We start from the raw sequence: 14,744 nt of genomic DNA, 5'->3' as shown, positions 1-14,744 counted from the left end.
TCCTATGCTGGTAAATCTTTGCGACTATAAACAAAGCGTCACGCTTATTGCTAACAGCGGCGTGCAGTTCCTGGATTTCGGCCTGACGCCGCAGGACACCGCCAGTCACGGGCGCTTCGTACGTAAAACCGCGAATGGCCCGCTTTTACGACTCGATTTCGACATGGTTAACGGGCGCTATACCCTGCCGGGCATTAACGGCGGGCAGCCAGAAGTGGTCAAACCGGAAACCACCATCCCGCTGCATCAGTCGCTGGCGGTTCTGGATGGCGTCTGGCTCCCCGTGCCTTTCCTGCGCTTCAACCCGCCGCGGACTTTTGTGGAAGGGCCGGATAACTGGGCCCGCGTACAGGTGCGCAAGCTTGACACCCCCGACACGGCAGGCAATACCCACCGTGTGACCCTGGCGCTGGACAGCCAGATTGCCGGACATGCCACGTCCGCCCTCTCCCCGGTTGAGAACGATATCCTGAACGGGACCCGCTTTGCCCTGGCGTGGCGCGATGCGGAAGTTGAAAATTTCCTCGATCAGACCTGGATTGACGGCTGGCTGCGCGAGGCGTTTACCCAGTATGCCGATGGCGTAGAAAACCGTTCCGAGCGCGATCTGCAGCAGGCGATGCGCAGTTTTGAATATCAGGCGCACTGGCTTAACCTGTTGACCATGCTCGGTGAACAGCTCACCGTGCCGGAAGTCAAATTTGTTACCCATACGCTCAGCACCCCGGCCATTCCGGTCGACCTGATCCTCGACGTGGGGAATACCCACACCTGCGGAGTGATTATTGAAGACCACGGCGATGCGAACGATGGTCTACGCCAGACCGCCGAACTGCAGGTACGCTCATTAAGCGAGCCGCAATTCCTTAATGAGCCGCTGTTTACCAGCCGTCTTGAGTTTTCGGAGGCGCGTTTTGGCAAGCAGCACTTCTCGGTTGAAAGCGGTCGCGAAGATGCCTTTGTCTGGCCGTCGATTGTCCGCGTCGGTGATGAAGCCCGCAAGCTGGCGATGCAGCGTCTGGGAACCGAAGGTAACAGCGGCATCTCCAGTCCGCGTCGCTACCTGTGGGATGAAACACCGGTGGTACAGGACTGGCGCTTTAGCCAGATGAACAGCAAAACCCAGCGTGAACCGCTTGCCACCGCGTTCCCGCTGATGAACCTGATGAACGATGACGGCGAGCCGCTCTTCACGCTGCCGCAGGATGAGCGACTGCCGGTCTTCTCGCCGCAGTACAGCCGCAGCACGCTGATGACGCACATGCTGTGCGAACTGCTGGCGCAGGCGCTGGGGCAGATCAACAGCGTCGCCACGCGCCTGCGTCTGGGCTTCCCGGCGTCGCCGCGCCAGCTGCGTACCCTGATCCTGACGCTGCCCTCGGCCATGCCTAAGCAGGAGCGCGAAATTTTCCGCCGCCGCATGTTCGAAGCCATCGCCATTGTCTGGAAAGCGATGGGATGGCACCCGCAGGATGAGGATTTTGTCACCCGCAAACAGCAGGAAAAAAGCGTGGTGCCGGTGCCAGAAATCCAGATGGAGTGGGACGAAGCCAGCTGCGGTCAACTGGTCTGGCTGTATAACGAAGCGATCTCCCGCTTTGGCGGTCAGACGGAAGCCTTCTTCGCCTCCCTTGCTCGTCCGGACCGTGAGCCTGAGCCCGGTGCGCAGCCGGGCCGGGCGTTGCGCGTCGCCTCCATCGACATTGGCGGGGGCACCACGGATATGGCGATCACCCATTACCAGCTGGATGACGGCTCCGGCAATAACGTCAAAATCACTCCGCAGCTCCTGTTCCGCGAAGGGTTTAAGGTGGCGGGCGACGATACGTTACTGGACGTGATTCAGCGCTACGTACTGCCCGCCCTGCAAACGCAGTTACAGAAATCGGGCATTGCGGATGCCTCCTTGCTGATGGCGTCACTGTTCGGCGACTCCGGGCGCATTGATACCCAGGCCGTACTTCGCCAGCAAACAGCCCTTCAGCTCTTTATGCCGATTGGTCATGCCATTCTTGCCGCGTGGGAATCCAGCGATGTTGACGATCCGCTGGCCGGTCTGCATGCCACCTTTGGCGATCTTCTGCCGCAGAAACCGACCCGCAATGTGATGAATTATCTGCAGCAGGCCATCGATCATGCCCTGCCGGCGGGTTCCGACGCTTTTGACCTGTTCGCCGTGCCGCTGCATGTCAATTTCCGCGAAATGCAGGACGCGATGCTGGCCGGGCAGTTTACGCTGGCCTCGCCGCTGCACGCGGTGTGTGAGGCGATTTCACATTACAGCTGCGATATTCTGCTCATCACCGGGCGTCCTGGCTGCCTGCCCGGTGTTCAGGCGCTGATTCGCCATCTGCAGCCGGTGCCGGTTAACCGCATCGTCTGGCTGGATAAATACCAGGTGCACGAATGGTATCCGTTCAGCCAGCAGGGGCGGATTGGCAACCCGAAATCGACGGCTGCCGTGGGAGCCATGCTCTGCAGCCTGGCCCTTGACCTGCGTCTGCCGCGCTTCAACTTTAAAGCCGCGGACATTGGGGCGTACTCCACCGTGCGTTATCTCGGCGTGCTGGATAACACCGTGAATACCCTGCGCGAGGAAAACGTCTGGTACCAGGATATCGACCTCGATAAACCGGGTGCGAAACTCGACGCGCGCCTGCACTTCCCGCTGCGCGGTAACGTTACCCTCGGCTTCCGTCAGCTGGCGAACGCGCGCTGGCCCGCCACGCCGCTCTACACGCTCAGCATTAACTCACCTGAACTGGCGAAAGCGATTGCCGGCGACGGCGTGCTGAACGTTCGGCTCAAACTCTGCGGCGGCAGCAAGCAGGAGGGCCCGGAGGCCTTTGAGCTAAGCGATGCCTGGCTGCAGGACGGCACGCCGGTGGCACCTGACGCATTAACTTTCAAACTGAATACTCTGGCCGATCGCCGACACAGCGGCAGCCATTACTGGATCGACAGCGGGAGCGTATACCTGAAATGACAGCGACGACCACCACCACTCAGGCCTTAATCGGGTGGATTAATGAGACCCGCCTGAACGCCCCTGTACTGGATAACGATGCCGACGCCCTGCTTGCCCGAATCAACGCGGTGCAGGCGCGGGAGCAGGCCATTGAACGCGCCATGACCCGCCAGAGCAGCATCGGGCTTTACGGTCATTCCCAGAGCGCGAAAGCGCACCTGCTGTTGTCCCTGTGCGGCAGCGGGAATGGCCGCCTGAACGTGACGCCGGGCCAGCGCAGCTTTGACTATTTTTCGCATATCAACCCGGGACATGCCCTGACCAATATGGCCGTTCGCTTCACCCGCGAAACCCCTGACGTGGTGGATGAGGCATTCCCGCTGCGTCTGAGTCTGGTTACCGAGGCCGAGCTGGTCCAGCTTTTCATTACCCGCACGACGCTGCATCCGCAGATACGCGCGGTGGATAAGGCGGTTATTGAGACACGCCTGGAGAAATGGCGCGGCCTGCGCCAGCCGCAGGGCGTGCCCGGCATCACGGCGCAGGAAGTGGGGGCGATTGCCCGCTTCTGGCAAAGCACGGTGCCTGCCGCTAAACAGCAAATTGATGACGCCCTGTGGCATGAGTTTGCCCAGCTGGTGCCATCGCTGGATCTCAGCACGCGCGCCAGCGTCTGGTCGTTGCTGTGGGGCGAGCAGCAGGAGCTGACCCAGCAGTGGTTAAACCTGGCCCATGTGCTGCATCAGACCAGCCATGCCAGCGCCCTCGCCGCCCCGCTGAGCCTGCTGGTGGATAGCTTTGGGCTGCCGGGTGAAGGGTTCCTGACACACGACGGTACGCCAGCCCTGCAGGACGCCCAGGAGACGCTGCTTCATCCGTTGAATGACGGCGAAATGCTTAACGCGATCAGCATCCCCGTCGATGTACTTGCCTTCCTGACCCGCGAGCTGGTGTTGCCGGTTGAGAACGCGGCCCTGGATAATGTCGATATCATTGATATCCCGCTTGTTGAAGATACCGGTGCTGACCCGCTGCGTCAGGCGAAATCCCAGTGGTTGCTGGAGCATTACCGTCAACAGCTCGAGCCGGATGTGCTGGTCATTTGCAACGCCACGGCGCAGCACGAGCAGACAGCCAAAAAAGCAAAAGTGTTAATGAACTGGGTCAAGGAGACGCAGCCTGCGGAAGACTCTGCTCTGCCGGGCCTGGTCTGGGCGATTACTCCCCATGACGCCCGCTTCACCACCCGGCAGAATCTTGATGAAGCCGTTCAACACCTGCTCGGCAAGCCGGGTTTGCGCTGGGGTACGCTGCAGGCGCTGGACAGCCACAGTATGCAGCGCGTCATCGAGTGGCTGTCTCAGGCCACGCTGCCTGCGCTGCGACACAAGCGTCTCAGCACGCTGAAAAATGGGTTGCGCCAGGCGCTTTCATCGCTGATGCAAAGTTATCTGGTACCGCTGGTTGAAGAGCCGGGCACCCGACGTGCTCAGGCGGAAAACATGGTACGCACGCTGCAAAGCAGCGCCGCCCGCCACGGTGAGCTGCTGGATGGTCTGCTGCCGCCGCTCAAAGCCTTTGAAACGCTGCTGGCCGTTCAGCAACCGCGTGAGGAGCAGGTTAACGGACTGTTCACGGACACCATTGACCTGTTTGCCGACAGCGCCCAGGAGAATACCGCGCAGTACCAGACAAAAGACAAAGCGCGTCTTGCGCACCGGGTCTGGATAAACCATCTGCGTCAGTGGAGCCGCAATGAAGCTACCGCCGCCCGTCTGGGGCTGGAACCCGCCGTGTTGCAGCAAATCGCAGATGTGCTGGTAGTCACCAGTTACCGGCTGGATCTGCCTCAGCAGCTACAGCGTATTGTCGAAGCGGATAAAAGTAGCGCGGCGCAACTGCATGCCGTGATGGGCAATTTCATTGGCTGGCTGGGTTATGACCAGACGCCCGTGGCGACACGTCCGGCCAGCCGCATCCGCAAGGGTCAGGCTATCTTCGTCACGCCGGTCGTCAGCAGCGCCGGTCCCCGCCTGACGCGCCTGGGGGAACAGCCTGTGCATGCGGCCACTGCGTACGTTTACGACTGGCTGGTTGCGCTCTATAGCCGCGCAATAGAGAACATTGATTACCAGCACCCGCATGATGTTCAGCCGGGGGCCCGCAAGGCTCTGCAGGCGTTATTACGCTGAGGGCGGATTAACACTGTAGCCGCCTTTCTTGCCGGGTGGCGCTGCGCTTACCCGGCCTGGATTCTTCACCGCTGCAGACCCGTCACCGCCGGTCGGTCACTCCGTCATACACCCGGCTAGCGTCTGCGCCAGCGCGGAGGGGTTTTCCCAGGACATTGAGTGGCCCGCCGCAGGGATGATTTTTACCGCAACGCCCTTCTGCTTCAGATTATCCACATCGTCATCCGGCAGCGACCGCTCGCCGAAAATCAGCGTTACCGGGCACGGGAGTGACAGGAACTGCACCTCCCATTCTGGCTCAACGCCCGCCACCAGACTCGCGGCACCGCGCCAGACGGCGTAAGGGGCATTGCTCTGCAGGCACCCTGCCCACGCCGTGGTTTCGGCGCGCAGCATAGCGTCATAGCCCTGTTCCAGAAATTGTTGCTCGGTTTGTGCTGCGATAGACCGGCTGAACATGCCCCCACCCGCATGAAAATTGGGTTCCGACACCATCAGCCCTTTCACGCGCGCGGGCAGCATCCCCGCCGTTTCGATAGCAATACTGCCGCCCATGCTGTGACCGTACAGCCAGAAGGTGTCCAGTTTGAGATGGTTAATCAGCTCCACGACGACACGGGCCTGATCGGTGGTTCGGTAGCGGTAGTGCGCAGGTTTATCGCTGTAGCCGCTACCTGGCAGATCGACGAGAATGGCCCGGCGCGCCCCGAACTGAGGGTCATGCACGACACGGGGATATTCATAGGAAGCGGCACAGCCCAACCCGTGAATGAGCACCACGGGATCGCCAGTGCCGGGCAAATCATGCCAGCGCACGGTGCAACCGGCCTGTTGCGAGTAAAAACTGTTCATAAGCACTCCTTTTACGATGCACTGTGTATTTATACAGTTACCGTATCTGGAATGCCATATTCATCTATTAAAAATGGAAGGGAGCTTCAGAAAAGCGAGACCAGCAGTGCAACGGGAAAACTCATTGGCCAGGTTGACCCCACCAGAAAAGCACTGAGCAGTCGGATACGTTTGCGGTCTTTAGAGAGGAACCAGGTGATTAATGCGCAGATGGAAGCCATGATTGCGTAAAAAACCAACATCTTTTGATACAACGTCATTCTGTATACCAGAGCCGAAAAAATAACCGCACGCAATATGCGTCATATGTTGACACAGATCAAGTTTTTTCGTTACAGAATAACCACTTAAAAACTACGGCTAATAACAATTGAGTATCTTGCTTAACACCCATCACGGACAAGGTGAACGCCCGACCGCGTAAACGGCCAGGCGCGCAGGCTTAGTGCTTAATCATGACGTGCCGGACGACCGTATAATCCTCCAGTCCGTAGACCGACATATCCTTGCCGTAGCCGGATAATTTCATGCCGCCATGCGGCATTTCGCTCACCAGCATAAAATGGGTATTCACCCAGGTGCAGCCATACTGCAGGCGCGCGCTCAGGCGATGGGCGCGGCCCACGTCTTTGGTCCAGACCGATGACGCCAGGCCGTACTGTGAATCGTTCGCCCAGGCCAGCACCTGCGCCTCGTCATCAAACTCGGTGACGCTCACCACCGGGCCAAACACCTCGCGCTGGACGATGGCGTCGTCCTGTTTTGCCCCCGCCAGCAGGGTTGGCTGGAAGTAGTAGCCCGCCCCCTCTTTTTTGCTCCCGCCCGTAACCACGCGGATATGGCCGAGCGCTTTCGCCTCATCGACAGCCTGACAGACGCGTGAAAGATGGGCGGCAGAACTGAGGGGCCCCAGCTCGGTATCCCCATCCTCCGGGGCGCCCATTTTGAGGCTGGCTACCGCGGCGCCCAGTTTTTCCACGAGCGCAGCATAGATCCCTTTCTGAGCATAGATACGGCAGGCGGCCGTACAGTCCTGCCCGGCATTGTAGAAGCCAAACGTCCGTACCCCTTCGACCACCGCATCCAGGTCGGCGTCATCAAACACAATAACGGGCGCTTTGCCGCCCAGTTCCATGTGGGTGCGCTTAATGGAGGAAGCCGTATGGCCGATGATATGTTCCCCGGTCGCAATCGAACCGGTCAGCGAGACCATGCGGACTTTTTCATGCCCGGTCAGCGGATCGCCGACCGTCTTACCGCGGCCAAACAGCACGTTCAGCACTCCCGCCGGGAAGATGTCCTTTGCCAGCTCCGCCAGCTTCAGCGCCGTCAGCGGCGTAATTTCAGAGGGTTTGATCACCACGCAGTTACCGGCAGCGAGCGCTGGCGCGAGCTTCCATGCCGCCATCATCAGCGGGTAGTTCCACGGCGCGATAGAGGCCACCACGCCGACCGGATCGCGGCGGATCATCGACGTGTGGCCATCAAGATACTCTCCGGCGGCGAGGCCATTCAGGCAGCGGGCCGCCCCGGCAAAGAAACGGAAAACATCGACCACCGCCGGGATCTCATCCCCCAGAACGCAGTGCAGCGGCTTGCCACAGTTGAGAGATTCGAGCCGGGCAAATTCTTCACCACTCGCCTCGATGGCGTCAGCTAGTTTCAGCAGGCACTCCGCACGCGCTTTGGGCGTGGTCTGCCTCCAGTCGATGAACGCCCGATCAGCGGCCTCTACCGCCGCATTGACCTGGGCCGGTGACGCTTCAGCAATGTCCAGCAGTACCTCTCCGGTGGCCGGATTATAAACCGGCTGCACCTCTCCTTCTCCGGCAACCAGTTCACCCTTAATCAGCAGATGTGTTTGCATAGCATTGTCCTGTTGAAATGAATGTTATTTCCCGCTGCCGGCAATGCTCTCGCCGTCGCGGGTTAGCCACCAGGCTCCCAGAATGGGGACGGTTGTAACCAGCATCACCAGCAGTGCAACCACGTTGGTGACCGGCACGTCGCGGGGACGCCCGAGCTGGTTAAGCAACCACAGCGGTAACGTGCGCTCGTGTCCCGCCGTAAAGGTTGTGACGATTATCTCGTCAAACGACAGGGCAAACGCCAGCATTCCCCCGGCCAGCAGCGCTGAACCCAGATTGGGCAGCACGACATAGCGGAAGGTTTGCCAGCCGTCGGCCCCAAGATCCATCGACGCTTCCACCAGGCTCCAGGAGGTGCGTCGGAACCGGGCAATCACGTTGTTAAACACCACCACCACGCAAAAGGTGGCGTGTCCCACCACGATAGTGAAAAAGCCCGGCTCAAGGTTGATGGTTTTGAACGCGGTCAGCAGCGCCAGTCCGGTGATGATCCCCGGTAACGCAATCGGCAATAGCAGCAACAGGGAGATCGCATTCTTGCCAAAAAACGCACTTCGCCACAGGGCCGCTGCAGCAAGCGTGCCAAGGACAAGGGCAATCGCGGTGGAAAACGCCGCAATTTGAAGTGACAACGTCACGGACTCAATAATGTCTCCGCGCCCCGCTGCCACGCTAAACCACTTCAGCGTCAGCCCCTGCGGCGGAAAGCTGAAGGCGGCGTCTTCGGTGTTAAAGGCGTAGGTGGCGATGATCAGCAGCGGGAAGTGCAGGAAGATAACGCCTCCCCAAGCTGCGACTTTCAGGAACAGTGGTGCGCGTTCAGAGTGCATCGAATGCTCCCAGGCGTTTCACTAACGCCAGATAAAGCGAAATCAGCACGATGGGCACCAGCGTGAACGCGGCGGCCATCGGCATATTGCCAATGGCGCCCTGCTGGGAATAGACCATATTGCCGATGAAATAGCCCGGCGGCCCCACCAGTTGGGGAACAATGAAATCCCCCAGCGTCAGGGAAAAAGTAAATATCGAACCCGCCGCAATACCCGGAATGGCCAGCGGCAGAACGACGTAGCGAAAGGTCTGGCGGGGTCGCGCCCCGAGATCGGCCGAGGCCTGCAGTAAAGAGACTGGCAGGCGTTCCAGCGCCGCCTGGACCGGCAGGATCATAAACGGCAGCCAGATATAGACGAAGACCAGAAACCGTCCCAGCCCGGAGGTTGAAAGCGTGTTGCCGCCAATGCCCGGAAGCGTCAGGAGTGAGGTCAGGATCGGCTCCAGACCCAGATGGCTGAGAAACCACTGCGCCACACCATCTTTCGCCAGCAGCAACGTCCAGGCATAGGCTTTGACGATGTAGCTCGCCCACATCGGCAGCATCACCGCAATGTAGAAAAACGCCTTCCACTTGCCATGAGTGTATCGCGCCATGTACCACGCCATCGGAAATGCCAGAATAGCGCTGGCAATGGTCACCGCAATCGCCATGGTTAACGTACGCAGGATAATGTCGTAGTTTGCCGGGTTGAAGAGCGCCAGGATGTTCGCCAGAGTCAGATCCGGCGTGACGGCCATGGTGAAGTCATCAAAGGTGTAAAACCCTTGCCACAGCAGGGTCAGCAACGACCCTAAATAGACAATGCCAAACCACATCAGCGGCGCAAGCAGCAGCAGGAACAGCCCAAGCGACGGTTTACGCCAGAACAGTGCGGTTATGCGGCTCATGCGGCTACGAGAGGGACCAGGATGCGCAACGCTCATCTCCATTTCACCTCTCCTCGTGAAGGCGGATCATCGCCTCGCGTGACCACGACGCCATCACGACCTGCCCCGGCGCAACGCCGTTCAGCGACGAGACGTCACTGACGTTGGCCTGGCTCACCAGCAGTTTTGCGCCATTATCCAGTTTCAGTTCCAGACGCGTGGCGGCCCCCTGGTACTGAACGGCCTGCACGCATCCCTGAACCTGAACGTCACCGCTCTGGTTAAGGCGAATATGTTCCGGACGCAGTGAATAAGCGCCTTCCATACCGCATATCTTCTGCGCAAGGACCGTATCGAAGACGTTGGACGTGCCAACAAAACCGGCAACAAACGGCGTACGCGGACGCATGTAAAGATCGCGTGGGGTATCCACCTGCTCGATGCGTCCATTATTGAATACCGCCACCCGATCTGACATGGACAGCGCTTCGCCCTGATCGTGGGTGACGAAAATAAAGGTGATGCCGAGTTCCTGCTGAAGTTTCTTCAGCTCGAACTGCATCTGTTCACGCAGTTTGAGATCGAGTGCACCTAACGGCTCGTCCAGCAGCAACACGCGCGGCTCATTGACCAGCGCCCGGGCGATGGCGACACGCTGACGCTGGCCACCGGAAAGTTGCGAAGGTTTGCGGGCAACGGCAAAGCTCAGACCCACTTTTTCCAGCGCATCCCGGGCCTGCGCATGGCGTTTTTTCTTATCGACGCCTTTTACCATCAACCCGTAAGCGACATTATCGAGGATCGACATATGCGGGAACAGCGCATAGTCCTGGAACACGGTGTTCACGTCCCGCTCCCAGGGCGGCAGCTCGCTCGCCTCTTTGCCAAAGATAGAAATCGTGCCGCCTGACAGCTGCTCAAAACCGGCGATCAGCCGCAGGCAGGTGGTTTTGCCGGAGCCCGAAGGCCCCAGCATGGAGAAAAACTCTCCGTCACGGATCGCAATGGTCACCCCATCCACCGCCCGCACGTCGCCGTACAGGCGGGAAACATCGTTAAACTCTACCGCGTACGTCATGTTCTGCTCCCGGGCGATTAACGGCCACCCATGATGGCGATGTAATCCTGCGTCCAGCGGCTGTAAGGCACATATTTGCCGCCTTCTGCGACCGGCGTTTTCCAGAACATGATTTTGTCGAACTCGTTATACCCGTTTGTTTCGCAACCCTTTTCGCCCAGCAGCGTGCTGGCCTTACACCCTTCCGGAACGACGGGAAGCGAGCCAAACCAGGCGGCCAGATCGCCCTGCACTTTCGGCGTGAGCGACCAGTTCATCCATTTATAGGCGCACATCGGGTGTTTTGCCTGTGCGTGCAGCATGGTGGTATCTGCCCAGCCGGTCACCCCCTCTTTCGGGAAGACGGTGGCGATGGGCTGGTTCTCGGCCTTCAGGGCATTCGCCTGATACGGCCAGGCGCTGGAGGCCACGACGCCTTCATTTTTAAAATCGCTCATCTGGACGGTGGTGTCGTGCCAGTAGCGGTGGATCAGCGCATGCTGGTCGCGAAGCACCTTAAGCACGGCGGCATATTGTTCCTCCGTGAGCTGGTATGGGTCTTTGATGCCCAACTGCGGCTGCGTGGCTTTGACAAACAGCGCCGCATCGGCGATGTAAATCGGACCGTCGTAGGCCTGAACGCGTCCCTGATTGGTTTTACCGTCCGGCAGATCCTGTCTGGTAAAGACGACGCTCCAGCTGTCCGGTGGCGTCGGGAAAGTTTTGGTGTTGTACATCAGCAAGTTGGGCCCCCACTGATAGGGCGTGCCGTAGACTTTCCCGCCGACGTTAAACCATTCCCCTTTTACTATCCGTGCATCGAGGGTTTTCCAGTTGGGAATAAGATCGGGGTTAATCGGCTGAACGCGTTTGCCCATGATCAGGCGGAGCGATGCATCACCCGACGCGGTGACCAGATCGTATCCCCCTTTCGCCATCAGGCTGACCATTTCATCCGAGGTTGCCGCGGTTTTGACGTTTACCGCACAGCCGGTCTCTTTTTCAAACTGGGTGACCCAGTCATAATTTTTATCCGTCTGCCCCCGTTCGATGTATCCCGGCCAGGCAATAATATCCAGCCGGCCTTCCCCGTCGCCAATGGCTTTTGGCGGTTCTGCGGCTTGCGCGGTCATGATCGTCATGCCGAGCGCACACAGGCTGCTGCGGGCAAATTTTTTGCTCATAAGAGTTACTCCTGTCGCAATGAAATTTAGCGGCAGCCGTGCCGTAAAAATATCTCCCTTAATAAACGTAGACCGCGCAAATGCGCCGCACCGTGCGGCTTAAGGAAATTTCATCAAGGTGTGACCGGGGGCGCATTCCCCGTTAACTGGATTATAGACAAGGGGTTAGCCGTGAGAGGCAGTATGCACATTTCGTATGACGCAGCGCGGCGAAATAGTCGCCGCGCCGGTAAAAAGATAAGGAATGATTATTGAGTAAAAGGCGGGAATAGTTATTTCAGCATACTGCTAATTAATTTACCTAACTGTATCACCGCCTGCTCTTCCCGTTCCCCCCAGGCCCAGGAGGTATTAAAACGGAAGAACGGAGTCCACGCGTCAGAGGTGGAAAACATCTTTCCCGGAGCAATGCTGATGTGATGACTCAACGCCTGTTCGCTCAACAGCCCGGCATCCAGCTGGGCCGGAAGTTCGAGCCATAAAAAATAGCCGCTGTCGTTATGGTGAATTTTGACCCCGGCAGGCATATGACGCAACAGCGACTGCCAGGCCTGCTGTTTTCGCTCGGCCAGCGTGCGCCGCAGGCGGCGCAGATGGGCGTCGTAACGTTTGGTCGCCAGGTAATCCACCAGCGCCAGCTGCATCGGAGAGCTGGTGGACAGCGTGCTCATCAGCTGGAGCTGCTGAATGCGCCGCGCGTGCTTTCCTGCCGCCACCCAGCCAATGCGAAAGCCGGCCACCAGACATTTCGAAAATGACGAGCAGTGCAGCGTCATGTCCTGGCGATCCCAGGCTTTCGCCGGAAGCGGCTTTTCACGCCCAAAATAGAGCTCGCTGTAAACGTCATCTTCAATCAGCGGCACGTTATGCCGGGTCAGCAGCGCGACAAGCTGTGCTTTTTTCTCCGCGCTCAGGGTGAAGCCGAGCGGATTCTGGCTGTTGGTCATGATCCAGCAGGCTTTGACCGGGTAATCATTCAGCGCCTGCTCAAGCGCATTGAGATCGATCCCCTCGCGGACGTCCGTCGCAATCGCCAGGGCTTTCAGTTTCAGGCGTTCCAGCGCCTGCAGCGCACCGTAGAAACAGGGGTTTTCGACAATCACCCAGTCGCCGGGCTCGGTGACCGCCTGCAAGCTGAGATTCAGCGCTTCAAGCGCGCCTGCGGTGATCACGATCTCTTCCGGGGAGATGTTCATCCCCTGCTGCGCGTAGCGGCGGGCAATGGCGTGGCGGAGATCGACGTTACCCGGCGGCAGGTTCTCAATCACGCTCATCGCCGTCGCCGTTTTGCTGACGTTTGCCAGCGAGCGGTTAAGCTGCTGAAGCGGGAAAAGGCGGGGGTCGGGAAACGCGGAAGCAAAAGGCACAACGGAGGGGTCGCGGCTGGCCTGTAAGACCTCGAAGATGTAGGTGTTGATATCCACCGCTTCGTCACGCATGACCTGAGCGGGTGGCGCAGGCTGTTGCGTGGTCGGGCGCGAGGCAACGTAATAGCCCGACTGCGGTCTGGCGACAATGCGCCCCTGACTTTCCAGCATCTGATACGCGTGGCCAACGGTCATAAAACTCATGCCGCTGCTCGCCACCTGCTCTCGCAGGGAGGGCAGCTTATCGCCCGGCAGCCAAACGCCAAGTTCGATCTGCGAGATAATTTGTTGCGCCAGACGCTGGTATTTTTTCATCAGATTCTCCTTATGACCGACAGTGTATATCAGCAGGAGAAAAAGAGAAGATTTAGCTAACTGTTATAGTTTGCTTAATGAATTACTTACGGTAACCGGTAACGTGGTTCTGCGCCTGACGCGCTGCGGCCAGATGGTCCAGCGTAATCATTGGCGATTTGCAAAAGATGCATTTCGCGCCGTAAGGGTTTTTCTCAGACACATCAAAGGCTGAGGTACGGTACTGCGAGCCATGACAGCAAGGGCAGCGAAAATGGATATAAGAAGTCATAGGATTCTCCTGTAAACGTAAAAACGTAAAATTACTCATGAGCCGATCAGGCGACAGTGGTTTGAAACAAAACTAATCGGAATGTAGATAAAGACCCAAGAGAGGCTGCGGAGAGGCACAACGTGATGAGAACTGCTTTATAAAACTACGTCAGATATTTATTTGGACTCAAAACCAGAAGATCATTAACGCACGATGCTGACGACAAAGCAAGCGGTTTTATGCGGAAAATTCATAAAAATAGCGTTTTTATTCAGAAACGTTAAAAGCGGAATGAAGTATAGACGAAATCAATTCCGCAAAAAATATTTATAATTCAATAAAATATAAAGATATTGTATGGCATTTTTTGCCTAATAACCTGCACACACAGGGAGTATTAACACTCATCAAAACACGAACTGTTAAAGAAAAAAGGAGTGAAAGATGGCCATTCCAGCATACCTGTGGCTAAAAGACGATGGTGGCGCAGATATCAAAGGCGCTGTCGATGTACAAGATCGCGAGGGCAGTATTGAGGTGATGGGGTTCGGTCATGGTCTGCATCTGCCAACTGACAGCATGACGGGGAAAATTACTGGTACCCGTATTCATTCAGCCCTCGTTTTTGAGAAGGAATTCGACAGTTCTAGCCCCTATCTCTACAAAGCCGTTGCAAAAGGTCAGACGCTGAAAAGTGCAGAGTTTAAGTGGTATAAAATCAACGATTCCGGGCAGGAGGTTGAATACTTCAATATGCAGCTAGAGAATGTCAAGGTTGTATCTATATGTCCACTCATGCACGACGTTAAAAACCCGGCAACAGAGAAACATAACCATCTGGAAAGTATCGCCCAGCGTTACGAAAAAATAACCTGGAAGCACTGTGACGGTAATATTATTTTTTCTGACGAGTGGAAAGACAGATGATTCGGTGTACTTTTCATTTAAATGGCTATCAGCTTTCCACTTTGAGCTGTCCTGGCTTAG

At 57.6% G+C, this 14,744-nt stretch carries 12 protein-coding genes; 3 read left to right on the top strand and 9 right to left on the bottom strand.

Annotated features, from left to right (window positions below; all coding sequences use genetic code 11):
• Nucleotides 1–4: 4 nt before the first annotated feature.
• A complete protein-coding gene (locus C5687_RS16255) occupies nt 5–2,986 on the top strand; it encodes a virulence factor SrfB (RefSeq protein ID WP_045285048.1) in 2,982 nt (993 codons plus the stop codon).
• Nucleotides 2,983–5,160, top strand: coding sequence for a virulence factor SrfC family protein (locus tag C5687_RS16250; protein WP_104557369.1), 2,178 nt, complete (start codon nt 2,983–2,985; stop codon nt 5,158–5,160). Before C5687_RS16255 ends, C5687_RS16250 begins: the two co-directional genes overlap by 4 nt.
• A 96-nt stretch (nt 5,161–5,256) precedes the next feature.
• Here C5687_RS16250 and C5687_RS16245 read toward each other — a convergent pair whose 3' ends face one another.
• The 9 genes from C5687_RS16245 to ymcF form a co-directional block, all read right to left on the bottom strand.
• On the bottom strand, nt 5,257–6,012 hold the full coding sequence (locus C5687_RS16245) for an alpha/beta fold hydrolase (RefSeq protein ID WP_104557368.1): 756 nt from the start codon (nt 6,010–6,012) through the stop codon (nt 5,257–5,259).
• Between the two features lie 86 nt (nt 6,013–6,098).
• Nucleotides 6,099–6,272, bottom strand: coding sequence for a GhoT/OrtT family toxin (locus C5687_RS16240; protein ID WP_013096478.1), 174 nt, complete (start codon nt 6,270–6,272; stop codon nt 6,099–6,101).
• A gap of 182 nt (nt 6,273–6,454) precedes the next feature.
• On the bottom strand, nt 6,455–7,879 hold the full coding sequence (gene patD, locus C5687_RS16235) for an aminobutyraldehyde dehydrogenase (RefSeq protein WP_104557367.1): 1,425 nt from the start codon (nt 7,877–7,879) through the stop codon (nt 6,455–6,457).
• Between the two features lie 24 nt (nt 7,880–7,903).
• Nucleotides 7,904–8,710 carry an ABC transporter permease gene (locus tag C5687_RS16230; RefSeq protein ID WP_104557366.1) on the bottom strand — a complete coding sequence of 269 codons (807 nt, stop codon included), beginning with the start codon at nt 8,708–8,710 and terminating at the stop codon, nt 7,904–7,906.
• Complete coding sequence (locus tag C5687_RS16225; protein WP_104557365.1) at nt 8,700–9,644, bottom strand: ABC transporter permease; 945 nt, start codon at nt 9,642–9,644, stop codon at nt 8,700–8,702. The genes C5687_RS16230 and C5687_RS16225 overlap by 11 nt, the downstream gene beginning before the upstream one ends.
• 1 nt (nt 9,645) lies before the next feature.
• A complete protein-coding gene (locus C5687_RS16220; protein WP_059386902.1) occupies nt 9,646–10,659 on the bottom strand; it encodes an ABC transporter ATP-binding protein in 1,014 nt (337 codons plus the stop codon).
• 17 nt (nt 10,660–10,676) lie between these two features.
• Nucleotides 10,677–11,822, bottom strand: a complete 1,146-nt coding sequence (ydcS, locus tag C5687_RS16215; protein ID WP_025759116.1) for a putative ABC transporter substrate-binding protein YdcS — start codon at nt 11,820–11,822, stop codon at nt 10,677–10,679.
• A gap of 272 nt (nt 11,823–12,094) precedes the next feature.
• Nucleotides 12,095–13,504, bottom strand: coding sequence for an aminotransferase-like domain-containing protein (locus C5687_RS16210; RefSeq protein WP_104557364.1), 1,410 nt, complete (start codon nt 13,502–13,504; stop codon nt 12,095–12,097).
• Between the two features lie 82 nt (nt 13,505–13,586).
• Nucleotides 13,587–13,775: a cold shock small protein YmcF gene (gene ymcF, locus C5687_RS16205; protein WP_032672600.1), complete on the bottom strand. Its 189-nt coding sequence runs from the start codon at nt 13,773–13,775 to the stop codon at nt 13,587–13,589.
• 426 nt (nt 13,776–14,201) lie between these two features.
• Here ymcF and C5687_RS16200 point away from each other — a divergent pair, with 426 nt between their 5' ends.
• A complete protein-coding gene (locus C5687_RS16200; protein ID WP_104557363.1) occupies nt 14,202–14,684 on the top strand; it encodes an Hcp family type VI secretion system effector in 483 nt (160 codons plus the stop codon).
• Nucleotides 14,685–14,744 lie beyond the last annotated feature (60 nt).

Source organism: Enterobacter sichuanensis, from assembly GCF_002939185.1.
Lineage (GTDB): Bacteria > Pseudomonadota > Gammaproteobacteria > Enterobacterales > Enterobacteriaceae > Enterobacter > Enterobacter sichuanensis.
Note: the sequence above shows the minus strand (reverse complement) of the source record. Positions and strands in the feature narration are given on the sequence as shown.